This is a genomic window from Corallococcus caeni (assembly GCF_036245865.1).
Classification (GTDB): domain Bacteria; phylum Myxococcota; class Myxococcia; order Myxococcales; family Myxococcaceae; genus Corallococcus; species Corallococcus caeni.
In genome coordinates, this window is the sequence record NZ_BTTW01000004.1 from 644,454 (window position 1) to 667,802 (window position 23,349).

22 protein-coding genes are annotated in these 23,349 nt (G+C 71.2%); 17 read left to right on the forward strand and 5 right to left on the reverse strand.

Annotated elements, in window-relative coordinates:
- Positions 1 to 138 precede the first annotated feature (138 nt).
- The 3 genes from rtcA to AABA78_RS20840 all read left to right on the forward strand — a co-directional run bounded on the left by rtcA (position 139) and on the right by AABA78_RS20840 (position 2,426).
- The gene (gene rtcA / locus AABA78_RS20830) at positions 139 to 1,155 is read left to right on the forward strand and encodes an RNA 3'-terminal phosphate cyclase (RefSeq protein WP_338264963.1); all 1,017 of its coding nucleotides are present in this window, start codon (positions 139 to 141) and stop codon (positions 1,153 to 1,155) included.
- Positions 1,156 to 1,290: 135 nt separating this feature from the next.
- On the forward strand, positions 1,291 to 2,148 hold the full coding sequence (gene mutM, locus AABA78_RS20835) for a DNA-formamidopyrimidine glycosylase (protein ID WP_338264965.1): 858 nt from the start codon (positions 1,291 to 1,293) through the stop codon (positions 2,146 to 2,148).
- Between the two features lie 20 nt (positions 2,149 to 2,168).
- On the forward strand, positions 2,169 to 2,426 hold the full coding sequence (locus tag AABA78_RS20840; protein WP_338265144.1) for a hypothetical protein: 258 nt from the start codon (positions 2,169 to 2,171) through the stop codon (positions 2,424 to 2,426).
- Positions 2,427 to 2,432: 6 nt separating this feature from the next.
- Here AABA78_RS20840 and AABA78_RS20845 read toward each other — a convergent pair whose 3' ends face one another.
- The gene (locus AABA78_RS20845) at positions 2,433 to 3,092 is read right to left on the reverse strand and encodes a hypothetical protein (RefSeq protein WP_338264967.1); all 660 of its coding nucleotides are present in this window, start codon (positions 3,090 to 3,092) and stop codon (positions 2,433 to 2,435) included.
- Positions 3,093 to 3,199: 107 nt separating this feature from the next.
- Between AABA78_RS20845 and AABA78_RS20850 the strand changes: the two genes are divergently transcribed.
- The 5 genes from AABA78_RS20850 to AABA78_RS20870 all read left to right on the forward strand — a co-directional run bounded on the left by AABA78_RS20850 (position 3,200) and on the right by AABA78_RS20870 (position 8,189).
- On the forward strand, positions 3,200 to 4,345 hold the full coding sequence (locus AABA78_RS20850; protein ID WP_338264969.1) for a response regulator: 1,146 nt from the start codon (positions 3,200 to 3,202) through the stop codon (positions 4,343 to 4,345).
- A gap of 87 nt (positions 4,346 to 4,432) precedes the next feature.
- Positions 4,433 to 5,182, forward strand: a complete 750-nt coding sequence (locus tag AABA78_RS20855) for a YebC/PmpR family DNA-binding transcriptional regulator (RefSeq protein WP_120524253.1) — start codon at positions 4,433 to 4,435, stop codon at positions 5,180 to 5,182.
- A gap of 33 nt (positions 5,183 to 5,215) precedes the next feature.
- The gene (gene ruvC, locus AABA78_RS20860) at positions 5,216 to 5,797 is read left to right on the forward strand and encodes a crossover junction endodeoxyribonuclease RuvC (RefSeq protein ID WP_171412967.1); all 582 of its coding nucleotides are present in this window, start codon (positions 5,216 to 5,218) and stop codon (positions 5,795 to 5,797) included.
- Positions 5,794 to 6,408 (forward strand): Holliday junction branch migration protein RuvA, encoded by a 615-nt coding sequence (gene ruvA, locus AABA78_RS20865; RefSeq protein WP_171412968.1) that lies wholly within the window; start codon positions 5,794 to 5,796, stop codon positions 6,406 to 6,408. Before ruvC ends, ruvA begins: the two co-directional genes overlap by 4 nt.
- A gap of 287 nt (positions 6,409 to 6,695) precedes the next feature.
- Entirely contained in the window at positions 6,696 to 8,189 is a 1,494-nt protein-coding gene (locus tag AABA78_RS20870; RefSeq protein WP_338264972.1) for an ELWxxDGT repeat protein, read from the forward strand.
- A gap of 4 nt (positions 8,190 to 8,193) precedes the next feature.
- On the opposite strand, the gene AABA78_RS20875 is transcribed toward AABA78_RS20870, so the two are convergent.
- The gene (locus AABA78_RS20875; protein ID WP_338264974.1) at positions 8,194 to 9,279 is read right to left on the reverse strand and encodes an MBL fold metallo-hydrolase; all 1,086 of its coding nucleotides are present in this window, start codon (positions 9,277 to 9,279) and stop codon (positions 8,194 to 8,196) included.
- A gap of 119 nt (positions 9,280 to 9,398) precedes the next feature.
- Here AABA78_RS20875 and ruvB point away from each other — a divergent pair, with 119 nt between their 5' ends.
- The 6 genes from ruvB to AABA78_RS20905 all read left to right on the forward strand — a co-directional run bounded on the left by ruvB (position 9,399) and on the right by AABA78_RS20905 (position 16,493).
- The gene (ruvB, locus tag AABA78_RS20880) at positions 9,399 to 10,433 is read left to right on the forward strand and encodes a Holliday junction branch migration DNA helicase RuvB (RefSeq protein ID WP_338264976.1); all 1,035 of its coding nucleotides are present in this window, start codon (positions 9,399 to 9,401) and stop codon (positions 10,431 to 10,433) included.
- A 16-nt stretch (positions 10,434 to 10,449) separates the two neighbouring features.
- Positions 10,450 to 11,937, forward strand: coding sequence for a hypothetical protein (locus tag AABA78_RS20885; RefSeq protein WP_338264979.1), 1,488 nt, complete (start codon positions 10,450 to 10,452; stop codon positions 11,935 to 11,937).
- Between the two features lie 448 nt (positions 11,938 to 12,385).
- On the forward strand, positions 12,386 to 13,330 hold the full coding sequence (gene lpxC / locus AABA78_RS20890; protein WP_338264981.1) for a UDP-3-O-acyl-N-acetylglucosamine deacetylase: 945 nt from the start codon (positions 12,386 to 12,388) through the stop codon (positions 13,328 to 13,330).
- 56 nt (positions 13,331 to 13,386) lie between these two features.
- Positions 13,387 to 14,481 carry a thioredoxin domain-containing protein gene (locus AABA78_RS20895; protein WP_338264982.1) on the forward strand — a complete coding sequence of 365 codons (1,095 nt, stop codon included), beginning with the start codon at positions 13,387 to 13,389 and terminating at the stop codon, positions 14,479 to 14,481.
- 29 nt (positions 14,482 to 14,510) lie between these two features.
- Entirely contained in the window at positions 14,511 to 15,749 is a 1,239-nt protein-coding gene (locus tag AABA78_RS20900; RefSeq protein ID WP_338264986.1) for a DUF4388 domain-containing protein, read from the forward strand.
- A 126-nt stretch (positions 15,750 to 15,875) separates the two neighbouring features.
- The gene (locus AABA78_RS20905; protein WP_338265147.1) at positions 15,876 to 16,493 is read left to right on the forward strand and encodes a hypothetical protein; all 618 of its coding nucleotides are present in this window, start codon (positions 15,876 to 15,878) and stop codon (positions 16,491 to 16,493) included.
- Between the two features lie 59 nt (positions 16,494 to 16,552).
- Here AABA78_RS20905 and AABA78_RS20910 read toward each other — a convergent pair whose 3' ends face one another.
- A complete protein-coding gene (locus tag AABA78_RS20910; RefSeq protein ID WP_338264989.1) occupies positions 16,553 to 18,172 on the reverse strand; it encodes a leucyl aminopeptidase in 1,620 nt (539 codons plus the stop codon).
- 136 nt (positions 18,173 to 18,308) lie between these two features.
- Here AABA78_RS20910 and AABA78_RS20915 point away from each other — a divergent pair, with 136 nt between their 5' ends.
- From AABA78_RS20915 to AABA78_RS20925, 3 genes are all read left to right on the forward strand, one after another.
- On the forward strand, positions 18,309 to 19,205 hold the full coding sequence (locus AABA78_RS20915; protein WP_338264990.1) for a hypothetical protein: 897 nt from the start codon (positions 18,309 to 18,311) through the stop codon (positions 19,203 to 19,205).
- A gap of 128 nt (positions 19,206 to 19,333) precedes the next feature.
- On the forward strand, positions 19,334 to 20,116 hold the full coding sequence (locus AABA78_RS20920) for a sulfite exporter TauE/SafE family protein (RefSeq protein ID WP_338264992.1): 783 nt from the start codon (positions 19,334 to 19,336) through the stop codon (positions 20,114 to 20,116).
- Positions 20,113 to 20,592: a hypothetical protein gene (locus tag AABA78_RS20925; RefSeq protein WP_338264995.1), complete on the forward strand. Its 480-nt coding sequence runs from the start codon at positions 20,113 to 20,115 to the stop codon at positions 20,590 to 20,592. The genes AABA78_RS20920 and AABA78_RS20925 overlap by 4 nt, the downstream gene beginning before the upstream one ends.
- Positions 20,593 to 20,627: 35 nt before the next feature.
- On the opposite strand, the gene AABA78_RS20930 is transcribed toward AABA78_RS20925, so the two are convergent.
- Positions 20,628 to 21,497 carry a tetratricopeptide repeat protein gene (locus tag AABA78_RS20930; RefSeq protein WP_171415092.1) on the reverse strand — a complete coding sequence of 290 codons (870 nt, stop codon included), beginning with the start codon at positions 21,495 to 21,497 and terminating at the stop codon, positions 20,628 to 20,630.
- Position 21,498: 1 nt separating this feature from the next.
- Positions 21,499 to 23,103 carry a helix-turn-helix domain-containing protein gene (locus AABA78_RS20935; RefSeq protein ID WP_338264998.1) on the reverse strand — a complete coding sequence of 535 codons (1,605 nt, stop codon included), beginning with the start codon at positions 23,101 to 23,103 and terminating at the stop codon, positions 21,499 to 21,501.
- Positions 23,104 to 23,349 lie beyond the last annotated feature (246 nt).

Below are 23,349 nucleotides of genomic sequence, written 5' to 3' on the forward strand. Positions count from 1 at the left end.
GAAGCCACCGAGGCGCCCGTTCCCCCGAAGAGGTCCGCGCGAGCGGCCGTTAAGGTGGGGGAGCGGGCGCCGCTATTTTTTGTCATCAGGGATGGGATGCTGCATCCGTCCGCGAGCGCGCAAAGGAGCACCACGCACATGGTTCGCATCGATGGTTCACAGGGGGAGGGGGGCGGCCAGGTGCTGCGCACCGCGCTGGCGCTGTCGCTGGTGACGGGCACGCCGTTCGAGATGGTCAACGTGCGCGCGGGCCGCGCCAAGCCGGGCCTGCTGCGCCAGCACCTCACCGCGCTCAAGGCCGCGGAGGCCGTGGGCGCCGCGGAGGTGACGGGCGCGGAGCTGGGCTCCAGGCAGCTGTCCTTCCACCCGCGCGCGCTGACGGCGGGCAACTACCACTTCGCGGTGGGCACGGCGGGCAGCGCGACGCTGGTGTTCCAGACGGTGTTGCCCGCGCTGCTGCACGCGGAAGGGGTCTCCACGCTGATGCTGGAGGGAGGGACGCACAACCCGGCGGCGCCGCCGTTCGACTTCCTGGAGAAGGCGTACCTGCCGCTGTTGCGCCGCATGGGTCCGCGCGTGGACGTGACGCTGGAGCGGCCCGGCTTCTACCCGGCCGGCGGTGGCCGCTTCCGCGTGGACATCCATCCCGCGAAGCTCCAGCCGCTCCAGTTGATGGAGCGCGGCCGGGTGCTGCGCACGGAGGCCGTGGCCCAGGTGGCGGCCATCCCCTTCGACGTGGCGAAGCGCGAGTTGGAGACCGTGGCCGCCGTGCTGAAGCTGCGGCCGGATCAGCAGCGGCCGGAGGAGCTCAAGCGCGCCTTCGGCCCGGGCAACGTGCTGCGCGTCGAGGTGGAGAGCGAGCACGTGACGGAGGTCTTCACCGGCTTCGGTGAGCGCGGCAAGCGCGCGGAGGTCGTGGGCGAGGAGGTGGCCGCGAAGGTGAAGCGCTACCTGGACGCCGGTGTGCCCGTGGGCGAGCACCTGTGTGATCAGCTCCTCCTGCTGTGTGCCCTGGCGAAGGGCGGGAGCTTCCGCACGCTGGCGCTGGACAGCCACGCGCTCACGCAGCGCGACACGATGGCGCACTTCCTGGACGTGAAGATGGACGTGCACGAGGTGGAGCACGACGTGCACGAAGTGACCGTGCGCGCCTGAGACGGGGCAGGGCACGGACGGTGCCTCGTCCGCCCGGATGCCCGGCGGACGGACGAGGTACCTCCGCCAGCGGGAGGCAACCCGTGGCGTTACCTCGCATCCTTCCTACGTTGTGACCCGTGGGGGAGGCTGCGCGTGGCCGAAGTTCCTGAAGTGGAGATCATCGTCCGGGACCTGAAGCAGGCCGTCGTGGGCCGCCGCTTCGTGGACGCGGAGGTACTGGTGCCCGCGGCGGTGCGCTTCGCCTCGCCGCCGGACTTCATCCAGAACCTCCGGGGCCGCAAGGTGCTCAACGCGGAGCGGCGCGCGAAGTTCATGCTGCTGACGCTGGATGACGGACAGACGCTCGCGCTGCACTTCATGCTGTGGGGGGAGTTGCAGCTGCGGCCCTCCGGCAGCGAGCGGCCTCCCGCGACGCTCGTGGTCCTCACGCTGGAGGGCAACGAGGAACTCCAGCTCACCGACACGCTGGGCTATGCGCGCGTGGCGCTGGGGCCCACGGCGATGCTGGCCACGCAGCTCAAGCTGGAGGAGCTGGGGCCGGAGGCGCTCGACGAGGCCTTCACGGCGGAGATGCTGGCGAAGCTGCTCCGGCGCAGGCGCAGCGCGCTCAAGACGGTGCTCCTGAACCAGCGCGTGCTCGCGGGCCTGGGCAACCGCGACGCGGACGAGAGCATGTGGGCGGCGGGCATCGACCCCCGGCGGCTGGCGTCGTCGCTGTCCCCCTCCGAAATCGTGCGGCTGCACCGGGGCATCCGCGACGTGCTGGAGGAGGGGCTGCGGCTGCGCGGCACGCAGCGCGACCTGTTCGGCGTGCAGGGGCAGGCGAAGCACCGGCGCAACATCTTCGGCAAGACGGGAGCGCCCTGTCCCCGCTGCGCCACGCCCGTGTCGCACCTGAGAATCGGGGGCCGCAACACGCACTGGTGCGCGCACTGCCAGCCCGCGGACGGCGCCGCGCCCGAGGCCCCGGCGCAGACCTCTCTGCTCTGACAAGGCCCCCGGTGGCTGGTATGAACGGGCGCGTGTCCGACGTTCCCGCCCCCTCGCCCCTGGCCCTCGAAGACGCGCTCTCGCGCGCGAGCGCGGAGCACCAGCTCCCCAGCTACTACCAGTCCAGCGTGCGCCCGCTCCTGCGCAACCCAGAAGGGCGCTGGCCGCACTGCTGCGGCGGAGGCTGCGAGCCGTGCGCCCAGACGCTCATCCGCGTCGCGCTGCGCACGCTGGAGCTGATGGGCACGCCGCGCCAGAGCCCTCCGCCGGACTTCTAGGGACTTCTAGAACAGCCGCGTGCCCAGGCCCACGCGCCCGGTGAGGCCCAGCCGCGTGTGGCCCGCGCCCGTGCGCTCCTGGAAGGTCTCCACGCCCACCTGTCCCGCCGCGAGCAGCGACAGGTTGCCGCCCAGGTACACCTCCACGCCCAGGCCCCCCAGCGCCTGGAAGCGCCGCTGCTTGTCGCCGGTGAGCCCCAGGTCGATGGGCAGGTCCACCAGCCCCAGCAGCTCCACGGTGTCCGCCACCCGGTAGCCCGCCACCAGCCCCGGCAGGATGCGCACCAGCACGCCGGAGAAGTTGTCGTCGTCCATGTACGTGGAGCCGGAGTTGAGCACCAGGCCCACGCCCAGCGTCGGCGCCAGCCCGAACGACCCGCGCCGCACCACCTCCTTGCGGCCCACGAGCTCCAACGACGCGCCCAGCTTGAACCAGTCGAAGCGCGCCCGCGCCTCCACCTCCAGCGCGCCCAGCCCCTGCCGGAAGCCCAGCCCCACTTCCGGCGCGCCCGTGTAGCCATAGAGCGCCGTCGCCCCCGCGGGCAGCATCACCGGCGCCACCACGGAGCCCAGCGGGTCCTCCTGCGAGAAGGAGACTTCGGCGTCCTGGGCCAGGGCCAGGGCGGGCACGACGAGGAGGGCAAGCAGCGGTCCGAGGCGCGTCATGGGCGCGCACCCTAGCGTGGGATACGGCCTGGCCAAAACCCAACGAATCCAGGGACTTGGAGGGGGGTTGTGCATTCGCTCGGGTTCCCTGGAAGAATGGGGAATCCATGGTTGCCTACCTGCACGTCGCACCTCCCCCTGGAACCTCCACGCCGCTGGGAGGTCGCGACACACTCGCCCTGCCGGGTGAGGGGTCGGGCTCGGTGTTGCTGGTGGGCGAGACGGCGCGGCCGGCGGTGACGGAGGCGCTCATCGCGGAGGGCTTCGAGCCCGTGCAGGTGGAGGGGGCTCGCGCGGCGCTGGCCCTGCTGGGCGTGGAGGCGGGGGTGTCGCGGCCGGACCCGGAGCGGGAAGCGGACCCGGTGCGGTCCGGTCCGTCGCTGACGCTGCCCCGGCTGGTCATCATCGACGCGGACCTGCCGGACGGCGACGGCTTCAGCCTCTGCGGCGTGCTCCGGGCGGACGCGAGGTCCGCGCACCTGCCGGTGCTGCTGGTGGCGCGGCAACCGGAGGAGTTCCACCGCGACCTGGCCGCGGGCGTGGGCGCGGATGAGTACCTGGTGGAGCCGGTGGACGCGCGCGACGTCGCGGTGCTCGCCCGGCTCAAGACGGGACGGCGCGGCGAGGAGGACGTCTACGACGCGCACACCGCGACGCTGCCCCTGGTGGGGCTGGTGCGCGCGCTCCTGTCCGGCGTGCGCTCCGGACGGGTGGTGCTGGCCGAGGACACCGGCGCCTTCGTCTTCCGCCACGGCCTGGTGGTGGACGCCAGCTTCCACGGCGAGCGCGGCAGCCTCGCGTTCCGGCGCCTGCTGTGCTTCGGCGCGGGCGCGTACACGGTGACGTTCGGCCCGGAGCTGCACCGGGGCACTCTCACCCTGGACCGCCCGTTCCTGTGCGACCAGGTGGTGCCCGGCCTGGAGCGCTTCGAACAGCTGCGCGTCCGGGGCCTGCCCCTGGCGGCGCGGCTCACGGTGGACTTCAGCCGGCTGGCGCAGGAGCTGCCCTCGCTCCCCGAGGACGTGGAGCAGGTGGTGCGCCTCTTCGACGGCCGGCGCACCGTGCGCGCGATGCTGCTGGAGTGCCGCTTCCCGGAGGCGCTGGCCTACGAGGCCGCCACCCGGCTGTTCATGCTGGGCGTGCTGGTGCCCGCCATCCTGGTGGAGGAGCGCGAGCGCGCCCGGGAGTGCGCGGGACCGCCCCGCCTGTTCGAGCCCGTCCTGGCGCCTGACACGGAGCCGGACGCGTCGTAGGGGTTTGACTCGGGCGGCCTGCTCGGGGCACAAGGCCGGGAGCGCCACGGGCTGAACGCCCGTCCACCCCTCGCCGAAGCCGCCGCCATGTCCGGTCACAACCGATGGTCGAAACTCAAGCGCCGCAACGCCGTCCTGGGCGTGGCCAAGGGCAAGCTCTACTCCAAGGCCATCAAGGAGATGACCGTCGCCGCGCGGCTGGGCGGTGGTGACCCGGCCAGCAACGCCCGCCTGCGCGTGGCCGTGGCCCAGGCGCGCGAGTCCAACATCCCTCGCGACACCATCGAACGCGCCATCAAGAAGGGCACGGGCGAGCTGGCCGGCGAGTCCTACGAAGAGGTGACGTACGAGGGCTACGGCCCCGGCGGCGTCGCGCTCATCATCGAGTGCCTCACCGACAACCGGAACCGCTCCGCCAGCGACGTGCGCAACCTCCTGGGCAACTACGGCGGCAACATGGGCGCGGAAGGCGCCGTGGGCTGGATGTTCCACAAGAAGGGCGTCATCACCGTGAAGCCCGGCCCCACCGAGGACCAGGTGATGGAGCAGGCCCTGGACGCGGGCGCGGAGGACGTCGTGGACCAGGGGCCGGACGGCTTCGAGGTGCGCACCGCCCCGGCGGACCTGCACGCGGTGGGCGCGAAGCTGGAGGCCGCGGGCCTGCCCCTGGGCGAACAGAAGTGGACCTTCGTGCCGCAGAACACCGTGAAGGTGGAAGGCGACAACGCGAAGCGGCTGTTGAAGCTGATGGACGCGCTCGACGACAACGACGACGTGCAGCACGTGCACGCCAACTTCGAAATCGACGAGTCCCTGATGGAGTCGCTGTCCACGTGAGCCCCTGAGGGGCGCGTGGGAAAGGAACGGCCGGTGCGCGTGCTCGGCGTGGACCCTGGCAGCCGCTTCATGGGCTTCGGGGTGGTGGAGGAGAAGAAGGGCCGCCTGGTGCACCTGGGCCATGGCGTCATCAAGGTGGTGGAGTCCGCGCCCCTCGCCGAGCGCCTGAAGGATCTGCACGCCGCCTTGAGCGCCGCGCTCCAGCGCTACCAGCCGGAGGCCGTGGCCGTGGAAGGCCTCTTCACCTTCCGCAACGCCCGCAGCGCCCTGGTGCTGGGCCACGCGCGCGGCGTGGCGCTGCTGGCCGCGGCGCAGGCGGGCCTGACCGTGCACGAGTACGCCCCCGCGAGCGTGAAGAAGTCCGTGGGCGCCAGCGGCGCGGGCAACAAGGACGCGGTGGCGCGCATGGTGCGCACGCTGCTCGGCGTGGACGAAGCGACGCTGGAGCGCGCGGATGCCAGCGACGCGCTCGCCGTCGCGCTGTGCCACTTGAACCAGTTCCGCGTGGGCATGCCCCGCGCCAGCGCGCCCGGCAACGGCAAGCGCAAGGGGGCCGCGTCGGTGCTCGCGGACCGCCTGTCGTCCGCCTACCAGCGCCCGGAGGCCCGTCGATGATCGCCCGGCTGCGTGGAAACGTGTTGGAGAAGGGCCCCGAGGACGCCGTCATCGACGTGAACGGCGTGGGCTACCGCGTGAACCTCTCCATGGTCTCCCTGGGCAAGCTGCCCGCGGACGGCCAGCCGGTGGACCTGCGCATCCGCACCGTGGTGCGCGAGGACGCCTTCGAGCTCTTCGGCTTCCTCTCCCCCCAGGAGGAGGAGCTCTTCCAGCTGCTCAACACCGTGTCCCGCGTCGGCCCGCGCATGGCCCTGGGCGTGATGTCCGGCATGGAGGTGGGCGAGCTCATCGCGGCGCTGTCGCGCGGGGAGACGGCCCGGCTCGCGAAGATCCACGGCGTGGGCAAGAAGACCGCGGAGCGGCTCGTGCTGGAGCTCAAGGAGAAGGTGCGCAACCTGCACTCGGAGGGCATCGCGCGCGGCACCACGCCCCGCGCGCCCGTCACCTCCGGCAACAAGGCCGACCTCGTCTCCGCGCTGCTCAACCTGGGCTACAAGCAGCCCCAGGCGGAGAAGGCCGCGGACGTCGTCATCGAGCGGCTGGGCCCGGACGCCACCTTCCAGGCCCTCTTCCGCGAAGCCCTCAAGTCCCTGCGCTCCAGCCCCTGACTTCCGGACACCGCGCCCGCCCCATGGGGCAAGACGCGGTGCTCCAGGGGCTTGGAAATCCTCGGAAAATACGCGCAAGTCTTTTTCCCGTAGGAATCCGCTGACGTCTCCCCACGAACGGCTCCTCCGTTTGTCCGACGTCATCTGGCGATCCACGGCGCTCACCGTTCGACACCCTTGAGCCATCCTGGCCGGCCATGAGCTGGCCCATTCCGCTGCAAACATCAATTTCCAGCACTGGTGCGGCGGTCCGGACAGGACCGCGCCGCCCCGAGGAGGCATGTGCGATGGCGGCGTGGCGTGGTGTTCCGGTCCTCGTGCTGCTGCTCTCCGGCGTCATCGGGGTGGGCTGTGGCGCGGCGGACGGCGAGGCTGGGGCGGCGTGGGGCGAGGCGGCGGCGGCGATGGAGGAGGGGGTGGACGCGGCGGCTTCCGGAGGGGCGCAGCCGTGTGGCCCGTCGGCGCGGCCCGTGGGGGACCTGCGCCCCGGCGCGGAGGGCTCGGCGCCGGAGAAGCTGGTGGAGGTGGACGGGCGCGTCTTCTACGGCGCGGATGACGGCGTGGCTGGCAACGAGCTGTGGGTGACGGACGGGAGCAGCACGGACTCGCGCCGGGTGAAGGACCTGCGGCCCGGGGCGTATGGCAGCACGCCGCGCTTCCTCACGCGGATGGGCGGGCGGCTGTTCTTCGTCGCGGACGACGGGGTGAACGGGCCGGAGCTGTGGAGCACGGACGGCACGGAAGCGGGCACGGTGCTGGTGGCGGACCTGCGGCCCGGGGCGCAGGGCAGCGCGCCGGACGGGCTGACGGTGGTGGGCGCGCGGCTGTACTTCACCGCGGATGACGGCGTGCACGGCCGCGAGCTGTGGAGCACCGACGGCACGGCGAAGGGCACGCAGCTCACGCAGGAGTTCGCGCCCGGGCCGAACTCGCTGTTCCTGGACGACCTGACGGAGTGGAACGGGAGGCTGGCGCTGGTGGCGTACGGCGACGACTCGGTGACGCTGTGGGTGCATGAAGCGCGCACCGGCGCCTCGCGGGTGCTCTTCCGGGGCCCGGCCTGGACGGTGCTCTTCGCGCTGACGCCCGCGGGGAGCGATCGCCTCTTCTTCCTCGTGGACCCGGGCCTGGGCGAGGCGGACCTCTGGGTGACGCGGGGCCAGCCCCTCACCACGTTCCCGCTGGTGCACGTCCCGGGGGACTACCCGTCGGAGCTCACGCCGCTGGGCACCAGCGTGTACTTCATGGCCGGCGCGGAGGGCTTCTTCGGCGAGCCCGGCGACCTGCTCCACGGCGGCGAGCTGTGGAAGAGCGACGGCACGCGCAAGGGCACCCGCCTGGTGAAGGACGTGCGGCCGGGGCCCCTGGGCTCGCAGCCCTCCGGCCTGACGGTGATGGGCGGGCGGCTGTACTTCGCGGCGGAGGACGGCGTGCACGGCCGCGAGCTGTGGAGCACGGACGGCACGGCGCAGGGCACGGTGCTCGTGCAGGACCTGGAGCCGGGCCCCGTGGGCAGCACCCCCATGGCCTTCGCGCAGGCGGACGGGTGGCTCTTCTTCTCCGCGACGACGGCCGGCCGGGGCCGCGAGGCCTGGTACTCCAACGGCGCCCCGGGCCACGTGGACCCGATGCGCGACATCGCGCCCGCGGGGCTCAGCGCGAATCCGCGCGGGTTCGTGCGCGCGGGCAGCCACGTCTTCTTCCTGGCCACGGATCCGATCCAGGGCGAGGAGCCCTGGGCGCTGCCGTTCCTCCCCGCGGCCCGCTGCGGCCGTCCGTAGCCGCTCAGGCCGCGCGCCGCATGGCGGGCGTGGGGTGCAGCCCGCCCGTGTTCGGCGCGGGCAGCACCACGGTGGGGCCCAGGCCCGGGGCCAGCAGGTGCGCGGTGAGCAGCGACGACGGGTGGAAGTTCACGAACGACGCGTCATACGCGGACGGGCCGGCGAAGAGCTTCTCCACCACCATGGACGCGTACTGCTCCAGCGAGTCCTCGCGCGTGTTGCCGTTGAGCACCACCTCCCAGCCCATCTGCTCCGCGAAGCGGCGCACGCCGGGGATGCGCGACAACAGCGGCGTGAAGCTCTCCGTGCTCACGCCGTTCTCGCTCACCACGAAGACTTCATTCGCGGTGGCCACCGCCAGGGACATGTTCCCCTGCGTGTGGCCGGGCGTGCTGAGCAGCGCCGCGCCCTGGCCCAGCCACGTGTCCCCGTCCAGCAGCACCACGCGCTCCTCGGGGACGTCCGTGCCGCCGGGCACGAACCACACGTGCTGCATGGGGTGCAGGTGCTTCACCATGGTCCACTCGGCGCGCTGCACCAGCAGCTTCGCCCGGGGGAAGACGCCCGGCTTCCCCTCACCGCCCAGCCAGCCGCGCAGGTCCTGGATGTGCAGGTGGTCGAAGGCCAGGTAGTCCACGTCCGACGGCGTCAGCCCCAGTTGCTCCAGGTGGCCCTGCACCGTGCCGTGGCGGGTGGACATCACCTTGTCGGAGAGGAACGCGCCGTAGCGCTCGCGCAGCGCGCGGTAGAAGGGCGCCGCGTGGCCCCGCTCGTAGTCGGTGGGGTTGAAGAGCAGGGTGCGCCGCTGGCCGGTGCCTCCTTCCGCGAACTGCACCACCTGCATGCGGTTGGTCATCATCACGTACGGCGCCGGGGAAAGCGCCGCGCCACTGAAGGCGAACAGGGTGGGGTAGGGGAACGTGATGAGGTCGCGGGTGGCCACCGCCGCCACCGGGCCCTCCCGGACGAAGGCCTCGCGGGCCTCCAGCGCGGCGCGGCGCAGCTTCTGCAACCGGGGACCGGGCGAACGCTCGGCGCGGGCCTCGGGCAACAGGGGCAGGGGACGGAACGGGGCGGAAGCGGAAATCATGACGCGACTCCCTTCGGGCAGGGGGACAGGCCCCCTGGCTGGCCGGTCGGCGTGCCACTCCGAGTCTAGCGCCGCCAGAAGGGCAGCGACATGTGGCCCCTTCGCTGTATAGGGTCGCAATGGCGATGGCGAGGAAGTCCGACGACACCCTCTCGGGAGATGTTCAGCCGGAAGACATCCGGCTGGAGGCCTCCCTGCGCCCGCGCACCTTCGACGAGTACGTGGGGCAGGGGGCGGTCGTCGAGAAGCTCAAGGTGTACGTGGCCGCGGCCAAGAGCCGGGGTGACGCGCTGGACCACTGTCTGTTCTCCGGTCCCCCCGGCCTGGGCAAGACGTCGCTCGCGCACCTCATCGCGAACGAGCTGGGCGTGGGCATCCACGTCACCAGCGGCCCCGCGCTGGAGCGCAAGGGCGACCTGGCGGGCCTGCTCACCAACCTCAACGAGCGGGACATCCTCTTCATCGACGAAATCCACCGCCTCAACGCCGCCGTGGAGGAATACCTCTACCCGGCGATGGAGGACTTCCGGCTGGACATCACCATCGACACCGGGCCCGCCGCCCGCGCGATGAAGATCGATCTGCCGCCCTTCACCCTGGTGGGCGCCACCACGCGCACGGGCCTGCTCACGTCCCCCCTGCGCGACCGCTTCCAGATTCAGGAGCGCCTGGAGTACTACGAGCCGAAGTTCCTGGAGCAGATCCTCGACCGCTCCGCGCGCATCCTCGGCGTGCCCATGGACCGCGCCGCCAGCCGTGAAATCTCCACCCGCTCGCGCGGCACGCCCCGCATCGCGAACCGCCTGCTGCGCCGGCTGCGCGACTTCGCCCAGGTGGAGGGCAACGGCCGCATCACCTACGACCTGGCGCACGACTCGCTGAGCCGCCTGGGCGTGGACGCCAGCGGCCTGGACGCGATGGACCGGAAGATCCTGCTGACCATCCTGGAGAAGTTCGGCGGCGGCCCGGTGGGCGTGGAGACCATCGCCGCGAGCGTGGGCGAGCAGCGCGACACCCTCGAGGACGTCTACGAACCCTTCCTCATGCAGGAGGGCTTCCTCATGCGCACGCCCCGCGGCCGCACCGCCACGCTGCGCACCTACCAGTACTTCAAGAAGACGCCGCCCCCCACCCCACAGGGGACCCTCTTCTAGCCCCACCTCCTCCGCCATGAGCCAAGCCTCCGCGCCCGCCGTGCCCACGGTCCTCCCCGGTTCCCGCGACTACTACGGCGACCTGATGCGCGCCTCGCAGGCCACGCGCGCGGGCTTCCTCGCGGAGCGGGAGCGCTGGCTGCGCGGCGTTCCGGTGGAGGGCCGCGAGGAGCTGCTCTTCGAGTTCGAGATGTGGCTGCGCGCCGTGGAGCGCTACCTGAACCTCCACAACTCCGTGGTGGACGCCCGCGCCCGTCCGCTGGTCACGCGCGACTTCCACGAGGAGCTGGTGGACGTGCGCGACGCCATGGAGCGCGCGGTGCGCGTCGCCCGGCACCTGCAGGACCCGGACAGCGACCCGAAGATGGTCTTCCGCAAGTACGTGGAGACCCAGCTCGCGGACGACCGCGTGCGCCGGCTGTTGATTGAAGAGGAGCTGGACCAGGAGACCCCGCCGGAGAGCCTCTTCGTCGTGCGCGAGGCCTTCGACGCGCTGAAGAACCTGCTCGACAACCTGCTCCAGCTGCCGCTCATCGGCCTGTCGCTGTTCCAGGACGTGGGCAAGCTGACGCTGCGGGAAATTGTCCTCAACCGCTACTTCCGCCCCTTCCGCCCGCTGGAGTTCCGCGTCGAGTACGACCGGCTGCGCTCCGTGCGCCTGCTGGACGTCCTGGGCACGCTGCCCGCGGACACGCGGCCCCTCTTCACCACCGCGTTCCTGGGCCTCTTCCGCGTGCTGCACTACCTGACGCACGTGGACCCGGAGTCCCAGCCGCCCGTGCCCCGGCGCGTGCGCGTGCTCCTGTCCCTGGTGCGCGGCGAGGTGTCCGCCGTCGCCAGCTACCTGCACACGGAGCTGTCCCCCAAGGCGGGCACCAGGCCCCTCCAGGCCGCCACGCTGCGCGCCGCGCGCGACCTGGCCCGCGAGACGGACCGCATCGCCCGGGAAGTGCTGGTGGACCTGGACCGCGACCCCGCCGCCCCCCTGCGCGCCGCGGAGGCCTTCACCACGCTGCTGCGCCAGCAGATCGTCGCGCTGTTGGACGCGCTGGCCCCCAACGGCGCGCTGGGGGAGGAGGCCTTCGCCCACCTCACCAGCGCCCAGGACGCAGCGCTGCGACTGCGCAAGGACCTGTGGGTCTACGCCCAGCTCTGCCGCGCCGCCGAAAGCCACCTGCGCTCCGACGACGTGGTGTCCGCCGAGCGCGTGCTGGAGGCCCTCAAGTCGTTCCTCGACTACTTCCACGACGGCGGCTACCAGTTGTTGCGCTACGCGGACTACGACGCCTTCGACCGCTTCACCTCGCTGCTGGTGGAGCTGCCCTGGCCCCCGGAGGGCCCCGGCATCCGCAGCCGCCTGGCGGAGGACCTCCGCCGCTTCTCCCAGACGCTGGAGACCACCTTCCACGCCGTCAGCCGCCGCTCCCTCCTCCAGGGCCGCGGCTTCGACCGGCCGGACGCGGAAGCCCTGAGAGATCGCTTCCTGTCGCCTGGCGGACGCTGACCCACCCTCCCGGACAGGGATTCCGTCAAGCCCCGGACTCCCCGTGAGTCCAGGGACTGCGTTTGCTTCCGGGCACTCGCCTGCGATAGAGACGCGCCCCTGTCGCGTGGGTGACACGCACTCCCGGTTGGCTCGAAACCGTCCGGGGGTGCCGGAGTCCGAAGGATGGATTCCGGACATCGCTGTCACGGTGGGAGGAGCAGTGGTGGGTTTCCCAAGAGGGGTGTCCGCGCCCCGGTCCAGGCCGTACCCCGTCCCGGGCCCTGGAACTCCAGCAGTTCCAGGGGGTTGGGAAGGGCAGGGGAACCCGTCACCGCAATCCTTGTGTCACGACCCCGTGGCATGTTGATTGCTCCTATGTGCACCGCGTCAGACCGCGGTGGAACGGCCTGACGGGGCCGTACCCCGCGTGCGTCAGCAAGAAGCAGTCCCCAGAGGCGACACCGACATGCTCCAGTTCACCGACTTCCAGCGCACCCTCTCCCAGCCGGCCATCTGCCGCGGCGTGGGGCTCCACTCCGGGTTGCCCGTGACGCTGACCCTGAAGCCCGCGCCCGCGGGGCATGGCATCGTCTTCGTCCGCACGGACCTGGCGCGCCCGGTGAGCATCCCCGCGCTGGCGGAGTACGTGGTGGACACGTCGCTGGCCACTTCCCTGGGCCGCGACGGCGTGAAGGTGGGCACGGTGGAGCACCTGATGTCCGCGCTCGCCGCGCTGGGCATCGACAACGTGCGCGCGGAGCTGGACGGGCCGGAAGTGCCCATCATGGACGGCAGCGCGGCGCCCTTCACCCACGCCATCATGGAGGCCGGGTCGCACGAGCTGGACGCGCCTCGCGAGTACCTGGTCATCAAGAAGAGCGTGGTGGTGCAGGACGGCGACAAGCAGGCCTCGCTCACCCCCGCGCGGCGCTTCCGCATCAGCTGCACCATCGACTTCGAGCACCCCGTCATCCAGGGCCAGTCCTTCGACGTGGACGTGAACGACCGGGGCTTCTCGCGCGAAATCTCCCGCGCCCGCACGTTCGGCTTCCTGCGCGACGTGGAGAAGCTGAAGACGCTGGGCCTGGCGCGCGGCGGCTCGCTGGAGAACGCCGTCGTCGTGGACGAGGCCGCCATCCTCAACCCGGACGGGCTGCGCTTCCCGGACGAGTTCGTGCGCCACAAGATTTTGGACGCCATCGGCGACGTGTCGCTGTTCGGCCGGCCCGTGATTGGCCACATGACGGCGTTCAAGACGGGGCACGCGCTCAACCACAAGCTGGTGCGCAAGGTGCTGGCGGACCCCTCCAGCTTCGACATCGTCACCGCGCGCCGCCGGGACGTGGAGGGCCGTGAGTCGGGCCGTGGAAGCCTCGCGGGCGCGTTGGAGCTGGAGCCCCTGGTCGCCTGAACGCCGGGCTGGCAATTCCTTGCCAGCCCCGAGGACCTCTATTAAGTCGGCGGCCTATGTCCATGCGCTCTACTCGCATCGCCCTGGCCGCCCTCCTCGCGGCATCCCTCACCGCCGGCTGCAACAAGGAGAAGGCGCCGGCCAATGCCCAGGCGCCCGCCGCGCAGGCCCAGGCCGCCAATGCCGCGGAGCCGTCGCCGGATACCGTGGTGGCCACCTTCGGCAACAACGAGAAGGTCACCTTCGGTGAGCTCAACGAGCGCATCAAGGAGCCGCTGGCGAACCTGGACAAGCAGAAGTTCCAGCTGCGCAAGCGCGGCCTGGAAGGGCTCGTCACCGAGCGCTTGGTGAAGGCCGAGGCGACGAAGCGCGGCATCACCGAGGACCAGCTGCTCAAGGCGGAGATCGACGACAAGATCCCCGCGCCTCCGGAAGAGAAGATCAAGGAAGTGTTCGAGGGCGCCAAGGGCCAGCTGCCCCCGGGCGCGACCTACGAGCAGATGAAGCCGCAGATCGTGGACTTCCTGTCCGGCCAGCAGAAGCAGGAGCAGGCCCAGAAGTTCTTCGACTCGCTCCGTCAGGGCGCCAACGTGAAGTACGAGCTGCCCGAGCCCCCGCGCCCGCCCGCGGAGCGCAAGCAGGTGGCCGCCACCGGCCCGTCCAAGGGTCCTGAGGGCGCGCCCGTCACCATCGTGGAGTTCAGCGACTTCCAGTGCCCGTTCTGCAGCCGCGCCATCGGCACGGTGGACCAGGTGACGAAGACCTACGGCGACAAGGTGCGCCTGGTGTTCCGTCAGTTCCCCCTGGACTTCCACAAGCAGGCGCAGAAGGCCGCCGAGGCCTCGCTGTGCGCCAACGACCAGGGCAAGTTCTGGGAGATGCACGACAAGCTCTTCGCCAGCCAGCAGGCGCTGGGCGTGGATGACCTGAAGAAGTACGCGGGCGAGCTGAAGCTGGACACCGCCAAGTTCAACGCCTGCCTCGACTCCGGCGAGAAGGCCGCGACGGTGAAGGCGGACCAGGCGGACGGCTCCAAGGTGGGCGTCAGCGGCACGCCGGCGTTCTTCATCAACGGCATCATGCTGTCGGGCGCGCAGCCCTTCGACGAGTTCAAGAGCGTCATCGACGCGGAGCTCAAGGGCGCGAAGTAGTCCCGTAAGCGCAGTGAGGGAGGGCTGCGGTGGCGTCCAAACCCAGGGCCACGCCCCGCGTGAGCGGTGAGGCGGCTTCGCTCGAGCTGGAGCGGCCGCTCGCCGCCGTCGTCTCTCCCACCCGGCCCCTTTCGGCGCACTTCCTGGCGCCGGAGGGGCTGGTGCTCCTCCCGGAGTCCCAGGGCGCGTCCGGCTTCTTCGCCGGCAGCCTGGGGACGCTCTCGGTCGAGGAGGTCTTCGCCCAGATCCTCTCGGGCATCCGCACCGGCCAGCTCGTCGTGCAGCACGCCAGCGTGCGCCGCACGGTGGCCTTCCGCGACGGGCAGGTGGTGTTCGCCACCTCCAGCGAGCGCTGGGAGCGGCTGGGCGCGGTGATGGTGCGGCTGGGCCTGTTGACGGAAACGAAGCTCACCCAGGCGCTCGCGCAGGTGACGCCCGCGCGCCGGATTGGCCAGGTGCTCACGTCGCAGGGGCTCGTGTCCGAGGCCAGCCTCTACAGCGCCATGACGTTCGTGGTGCGCGAGGTGGTGCTCAACCTCTTCGAGATGGTGGAGGGCAGCTTCCTCTTCCTGGAGGCGAAGGCCCCGGCGGTGGACGCGGTGAAGCTGCCGGAGCGCACGCGCGACCTGGTGCTCACCGGAATCAAGCGCGCGGAGGAGACGGGCCGGCTGCGCCGCCGCTTCCCGGACGACATGCGCGTGACGCCCGGCCCCCAGGGCGCGCTGCCCGGCGAGGAGGCCCTGTTCGCCAAGCTGGGCGAGGGCACGACGCTGGGCGCGCTGAAGGCCGCCTACGCGGGCAGCCAGTACGCCTTCTACAGCGGCGTGGAGGAGGCGGTGCGCGGCGGCCACCTGGCCGTCCGGGCCGCGGAGGCGCCCGTGGCCCCGGGCCCCGCGGTGGAGGGCATGGCCTGGGAGCTCTTGTCCGCGGAGGAGCGCTACAACCTCCTGCTGTCGCTGGTGCACCGCGCGCTGCGCGAGGCGGGCCGCGACGTGGACCTCTTGCGCGGCTTCGTGGAGTCGCCGCCCCCGGGGCTGGAGAACGCCTACCAGGGCGTCACGCTGGGGCCGGACGGGCGCGTGGACGTGGCCCGGCTGCGCGCCAACGTGTCCACCAGCGGCGGCGAGGCGGTGGGGCGGGCCATGGCGCTGGAGGCGCTGGACGCGTTCGTGTCCTACGCGCTGTTCTCCGCGCGCAACGTGCTGCCGGCGGACGTGGCGGAGCGACTGGCCAACACCTACCGGACCCTCCAGGGCGGCCTGACGTAGCCCGGGCCCCGGGCGGGAAGTTTCCTCCGTCGGACAGCGTACACCGCCCCCATGTGCCCCTGGCGTGCCCCGGGGTGGGTGGCCACGTTCCTCGCCACGGCTGGTGGCTGGCGGGGGACGAGCGACATGGGCGCGATGCGGATGTTGGGGTGGGGAGTGCTTCTGCTGAGCACGGCGTGTGGCGCGTCCCGGACGGCCGTGACGAAGGCGGAGCCCGGCACGGGCGGTTCGGGCAGGGCCTCGGACGAGTCCGCCGTCGCGTCCACCACGCGGCGCTACGTGGACGAGGACCTGGGCTTCGAAATCGTCCGGCCCACGGCGGAGTGGCAGCTGGACGAGACGAACGAGCGCACCCCGGAGGGGCTGGCGATCCCCGTCATCCTGCGCCACCGTGTGACGGGGGCCCAGGTGGTGCTGCAGGTGGCGCCCGGCGTGGCCACGCCCGTCCAGTTCGCGGAGCGGCTGACGCAGGGGCTGCGCCAGCAGCCGGGCTTCACCACCACGGATCCGCAGCCCATCGCGCTGTCGGACAACGCCGTGGGCTTCGACTTCCAGGTGGGGGAGGGCGTGCGCGGCAAGGTGGCCGTGCGCGAGGGCAACTCCGGCCGCGTGCTGATGATGCTGGCCACCTGGCCCACGGAGGCCTCCGCCGACATCACGGAGAGCGTGGACGCCCTGATGGCCGGCGTCCGTCCGCTCCCGGAGCCGAGCGTGGCGGTGCGCGCCACGCCCCGGACTCCGTAGAGGCCCACGCGGCTCACGCGTGGGCCATGAGGCCCCGAGGCTCGGAGACTCCGGGGGGACTACGCGCGGGCCGGCTTGCCCTTGGCGGCCTTCGGGGCCTTGGCGGCCTTGGGCGCCTTCGCGGGAGCCTCCGCCTTCACGGGCTCCGGCTGCGAGGCGACCTCCGTGGCCCGGCGGCGCACCAGCTCCACCAGCGTGCGCGCGCCGACGCCCGTGCCGCCCTTGTTGAGGTAGCCGCGCTCCTTGGGGCTGTTGGACGGACCGGCGATATCCAGGTGCACCCAGGGCGTGTTGCCCACGAACTCCTTGAGGAAGAGGGCCGCGTTGATGGCGCCGCCCCAGCGCTCGCCGGAGTTCTTCATGTCCGCGACCTCGGAGCGCAGCGCGTCCTTCTGCAGGTCGCTGACCGGCAGGCGCCACATCTCCTCGCCCGCGGCGCGCGCGGCGGTGAGCACGCTGTTCACCGTGTCGTCGTCGTCGCCGAAGGCGCCCACGATGTAGTTGCCCAGCGCCACCATGCACGCGCCCGTGAGCGTCGCCAGGTCGATGATGGCGGACGGCTCGTGCTCGCAGGCCCAGGTGAGCATGTCGCCCAGCACCAGGCGGCCTTCCGCGTCCGTGTTGGTGATCTCCACCGTCTTGCCGGAGCGCGCCGTGAGGATGTCACCCGGCTTGTACGCGGTGCCGGAGGGCATGTTCTCGCACGCGCCGATGAAGGCGTGCACGGGGAAGGGCGGCTTCACCACGGAGCCGATGACCTTCATCGCGGCCAGCACCGCGGCGGAGCCGGCCATGTCCGTCTTCATCTCCACCATGCCCTCGGTGGGCTTGAGCGACAGGCCGCCCGAGTCGAACGTGATGGCCTTGCCCACCAGCGCCAGCGGGGGGCGCTTCGCGTCCTTCGCGTTCTTCGGCGTGTAGACCAGGTGGATGAGGCGGGGCTCCTGCACGCTGCCGGCGGTGACGCCCAGGAACATGCCCATGTTCAGGCGCTCAATCTCCTTGCGCCCGCCAATCTCCGCGGTGAGCCCGCCCTCCTTGGCGGCCTGCTGCGCGGCCTGCGCGAGCTTGATGGGCGTCACGACGTTGGGGGGCTCGTTGACCAGGTCGCGCGCCCAGTTGACGGCCTCCGCCAGCTTCAGGCCCAGGTGCAGCGCGTCGTCCAGCGCGCGCGACTTCTCCGTGCCCTGCGGCAGGGACAGCGTGGCGCGGGTGAGCTTGGGGCTGCCCTTGTCCTCGCGCGCGGCGGACTTGTACTTGTCGAAGCGGTAGACGCCCAGCTCCAGGCCCTCCACCACCGCGCGCACGGCCATCGCCGCGTCGTCCGTGGCGGGCACGCGGAAGCCGATGGCGGGGGACTTCAACCGCTGCGCCGTCTTCGCCGCGCGGCCCGCGGCCAGCCGCAGCACCTCCGGCTGGAAGCGCGCGCGGTTGCCCAGGCCCAGCAAGAGGACGCGGTCGGAGCCCAGCTTCCCCAGGGTGTGCATCAGGAAGGACTGGTCCGCCTTCCCCTTGAAGCCCTCCTGGGTGGCGGCGGCGCGAAGCTTGCCCTCCAGGGCCGAGTCCGCGGCGGCCAGCGGCGCGGGGGCGGAATCACCCAGCTCGCCCTCGAAGAGGGGGATGACGAGCAGCTCACCGCTCACCGGCGCGGCTTCACCGGAGACGAGACTGAATTGCATGGCGACTTGGACTCCTGGAGAGGAAGGGGGTGATCCGAGGGGCGCGACTGTAGACGCGTGCCGTGTTGCTCGCAAAGCGCTGGTTGCCACTCGGGCATTGCAATGGCCCGGCGCGCTGGATAGCTGTGCAGTCCCAATGCCCACCCTGTTGCTTCATCTGACGGCCATCGAACGGTTGGCAGCCCATCCGGACGGGCTCCCCGCCGACTGGGTGCGAGCGCTGACCGAGGACCTGCCCTACGCGCGCTTCGGCGCGGCGCTGCCGGATTTGCCCCTGTGCGAGGGCGTGCGCGGGGGCCTGGGCGTGCTGATGCAGCCGGAGACCGGCTGGCCCCCCTTCGCGCGGCTGTACCACGAGCGCTCCCCGGTGGGCCTGGGCCTGAAGATGGCGGAGCTCGTGGCCTCCGGGGCCCTGGTGGGCACCGAGGCCGGCCTGGCCATCCTGGCCGGCTACTTCACCCACCTGAGCCTGGACCGGCGCCTCCACCCGCTGGTGGACGCACTGGTGTTGCGCCACCGCCGCAAGGGCGAGCGGGCCTGGGACGCACGGCGTCAGGTGGAGTGGGCCCAGACGCTCTTCTTCCTGCGCGAACAGGACGGCACGGACGGCGTGGGCACCTCTCGCATCCGCGAGAAGTTCCAGGTGGTGAAGAGCTCCGGCATCCCGCTGCGCGGCATCGGCCGGGGCATCTACGAGCTGGTCCGGCTGGCGTCGCAGGACCGCGTGGGGCAGGCCCCCACCAAGGCGCAGCTGGACGGGTGGGTGCGCGGCCTCTACGTCTCCGGCCTCTTCCTCTCCAGCCCGCTCGGCCGCATGAGGGCGCTCCCGGCGTACTCGCAGCTCTCCTTCCAGGAGCTGTACCGCAATGATCACTTTGACTTCGCGGTGGAGCTGGACGCCGCGCTGGAGGTGACGCGCGGGCTGATCAAGAAGCTGCACGGCTACATGGCGCGCGGCACCTACACGCCGCGCACGCGCGCGCGCTTCATGGAGGAGTTTCCAGAGGGCACGCTGGGCGCCACCGCCGCGTAGTGAACGGATCCACACGGCCCGCGTCCCGGTGCCGTGTTCGCGTGCAGGGCATCCAACCGATCGAGCAGGTTGCCCTCGGGGATGTGGCGCTATCCGAAGCGGGGAGTGCCTCCTATCCTCGATAGGGAATGACGGTCTTCCTCCTCATGGCGGCGGGTGTGTTGGCGGGTGGTCTGGGGGCGCTCCTGGGCATCGGGGGCGGCATCGTCCTGGTGCCCGCGCTGGTGTTGGGATTCGGAATCCCGCTGGAGCAGGCCGTCCCCGCGAGCCTGATGTGCGTGGTGGCCAACTCCTGCGCCGCCGCCGCCAGCTACGTGGAGAACAAACTGAGTGACCTGCGGCTGGGGCTCACGCTGGAGCTCGCCACGGTGCTGGGCGCCATCGTCGGGGGGCTCGTCGCCGCCTTCGTCGCGGAGGCGATGGTGGCCGTGGTGTTCGGCCTCTTCACGCTCTTCGTGTCGCTCCAGATGATGCTCCTGCGCACCCCGCGCCAGGAGCCCGCGACGGCGGCCAACTACGTCCCCGGCAACTACCCGCTGGGCATCTCCGGCTCCTTCGTGGCGGGCGGCCTGTCCGCGCTGCTGGGCGTGGGCGGCGGCCCGCTGAAGGTGCCGCTGATGACCTACGGCATGCGCGTGCCCTTCAAGGTCGCCAGCGCCACCAGCAACCTGATGGTGGGCGTCACCGGCGCGGCGAGCGTCGCGGCCTACGCCTGGCGCGGCCAATTGAATCTGGGGCTCGTGGCGCCGTTGGTCGTAGGGGTGCTGGCCGGAGCCTCCGTGGGCAGCAAGCTGATGCTGAAGACGCCGACCGCGGTGCTCAAGAAGCTCTTCGCGGCCGTCCTGTTCATCGTGGCCGGACAGATGTTGTGGAAGGGAGGGGAGGGGTTGTGGCCGAGCGTATGGAAATGAGTGAAGCAGAGCCTGAAATACCCGGTGTCCACCCGTCGGTGATGATGCAGGACGTGGGGCCGCCCACGCGCAATGCACGGGCGAGGTCGGTGGCGCTGGACGCGGAGTTCCCCCGGGAGCTCCAGCAGGAACCCATCACCCAGCCGGAGGCGCTCCCACGCGAGCGCCGGGGGGCCAGGAGGCTCGCCGCCGGAGAGCGGTGGATCGCCCGCGTGCTGCGCACCGGAGCCATCACCAGCGGGTGCATGTTCGTCGCGTCGCTCGCGCTGGAGCTGCTGCCGCGCGACGAGTCCGTGCACGTGGCCATCGACCTGCTGCGCAAGGGCGCGGCGTCCATGCTGCTGGTGACGCCGGTGGCGCGGCTGGCGATGGCGGGCACCGTGCTGGGCCTGCGCGGCGAGTGGCGTTACGCCGCCATCGCCGCGGGCGTCATCGGGTTGCTCGCGCTGGCGGTGGGCGCGGGCTTCCAGGCCTGACGCGAAGCCGGACGCGGAGAAGGCCGCGCGCGGGGCTACACGCCGCGCGCGGCGAAGTGCGCGAGCACGTTCTTCACCTTCGCCACCTCGTCGTGCTGCCGGAGGTCCTCGTACATGGGCAGCACCGCCTCGAACTGCTCGCGGGCCGCGGCGTAGTCCTGGAGGTAGTAGCAGGACAGCCCCAGGTCCCAGCGCGCGCGGGCCTCGTAGACGTGGTCGTGCAGCTCCCCGTACACGTCCACCGCGCGCAGCAGGTGCGGCCGCGCGTTGTCGTGGTGGCCCAGCAGGCCCTCCGCCTCGCCCAGGAGCAGGTGCCCCAGCGCGAGCGCGTCCGGGTCCTCGCCCTGCTCCAGGAGCGGCACGGCCTCCAGGAAGCGCTTGCGCGCGGGCTCGTACTCGCCCTTGGCCATGCGCAGGTCGCCGATGTCCAGCAGCAGCCGCGCCATGCGCTCCGTGTTGCGCGTCTGGCGGTAGAGGATGAGCGCCTCCTGGTACTTCTCCTCGGCGCCGTCGACCTCGCCCATGGCGCGCAGGGACTCGCCGATGCAGGCGCGGGTGAGCGCCTCGCCCTCGCGGTCGCGCGCCTCGTTGAAGAGCAGGGCGGCGGTGGCCATGTGCTCGATGGCGCCCTTGTGGTCCTCGAAGTGGGCCTTCACCACGCCCAGGCCGAAGAGGGCCTGCGCCTGGCCGGGCTTGTTGCCCGCGGTCTTGAAGAAGCCGTAGGCCTCCTCGTAGTGCTCGCGGCTCGCCGCGTGGTCCTCCAGCATCCCGTACAGCTCCGCCAGCGCGACCAGCCCCTGGCCCACCTCCGAGGGTGAGCCGGTGATGCGCAGCGGGGCGAGCGCGTTCTGCTGCTTCTGGATGGCGTCGGTGATGTGGGCGCGTTCGTTGTCGGACGGGTGCATGTCAGTTCTCGTGAACCTTGCGGCGCCGGGCGCCCCTGTCCAGCGAATCGTGCTTCTCGCCCCCTTCAGCGCCGTTGCCATCGGGCTCGGGGTGCCCGTTGCGCTCGGCCTTCTCCTTCTCGTGGACCAGGAGCGGGGAGAAGAAGCAGTCCTTCTTCGTGTACTCGTCGAAGGCGAACGCGAAGCGGTAGCTGGCCGCCGCGCGCTGGTTGCAGTCCGTGCGCTCGCAGAAGCGGCAGGAGATGCCGCTGGGGATGGCGTCCTTGCGCAGGTCGTTGGTGGGCAGGCCGTACGCCAGGTACTTCGCGTTCTCCGCGTGCGTGCCCAGGCCGATGGAGTACGCCGTGCCCTTCACGATGGAGCCCTCAATGGGCTGCAGCTGCACCTTCGCGAAGCAGAAGTACGTCGTGCCGTCCGGCATGATGGAGTACTGGCGCGTGATTTGAGACGGGTTGAGGAACGCCAGGTGCACCGCCCACTTCGCGCAGGAGCCGCCGCCGGAGGCGAAGCGGATGCCGGTGCCGCTGTAGCGCTTGGAGATGTTCCCGGCGATGTCCGCGCGCAGGAAGTGGAAGGGCAGGCCCTGGCGCTTGGGGTCGGACAGGTTGCAGATGCGGTGGGCCACCGTCTCGTAGGTGGTGCCGAAGACGTTGGAGAGCAGCTCCACGTCGTAGCGCGTGCGCTGCACCTCCTTGAAGAACTCGCCGTAGGGCAGCATCAGCGCGCCGGCGAAGTAGTTCGCCAGGTTCACCTTGATGAGGCGCTCCGTCTCCCCGTGGCGCATGCGGCCCGCTCCCAGGATGCGCTCCACCAGCTTCTCGCGGTCCATCACCATGAGGCCAATGGACGCGGCCACCTGGAACTTCAGCGGCTGCTCCGTGAGGTCCGGCGACAGCGTCAGCGTGCGCGCGTCCAGGTCCAGCCGGCGCACCACGGAGGAGCCGCTGGCCGCGCGCTCAATCTGCACCTTGAAGTCGAAGCGCTCCTCCAGCATGCGGATGAGCTGGCTGCTGGTGAGCTGCTGCTCCAGGCGGAAGTCGCGCCGCAGCCCTTCCGCCTGCTCCTCCAGCTCCGGGAAGTAGTTGCGGTGCTTCTCCAGGAAGTCGCTGACCTCGTCGAAGGGCGAGTAGTCGAAGCGCACGCCCGGCGTGTTGCCCATCCCGGAGGTGGAGCCCTGCGTGCGCGTTCGCTCCTCCACGTTGAGCTGCGCGAGCACGTTCTCCAGCTGCGTGCGCGTGTTCTTGTAGAGGTTGAACAGCGCGGCGACGGTGCCGGCCAGCTTCGGCTCCGCGGACAGCGACTGGAGCGACTCCGAGTCGATGTCCAGGCTCTTGAGGAGCGGTTCGTCGAGCAGCTTCGCCAGGGCCTCGTCCACGCGGCCCTCGCCCAGCGTGGACATGAACTGCTCGGGGTCCTGCTCGAAGTAACGCAGCGCCTTCCACAGCAGGGGGAAGGGCATCACGCGCTTGCCCTTCTCGATGAGGTTCAGGTACGCGGGCGAAACGCCCAGGTCCTTGGCGGCGTCCGCCTGCTTGATGTTGCGTTGCAAGCGGAGGCCTCGAAGCTTCAGCCCCACGTTCGCGTTCAGCGCGTTGTCGTTGTTCATGGCTCCAACCCCCGGCGGGCCGCGTCACAAGGCGCGCTCCAGCACCGGGTCTCTGGATCCACTCTGCAAACCGATTTACCGATTTGCAATCAACGTTTTCGGTTCGCCGCAACGCTGTCCCGCAGGCGACGCGCGAAGGGTTGACTGCCCCCACCCTGGCCGTAGCGGGACGTAATCCCATGTAATCACGCCGCTTTCAGGTGGTCCCGGTGTGCGGCGGCGGCGCCCGGACACCGCGTTGTCAAC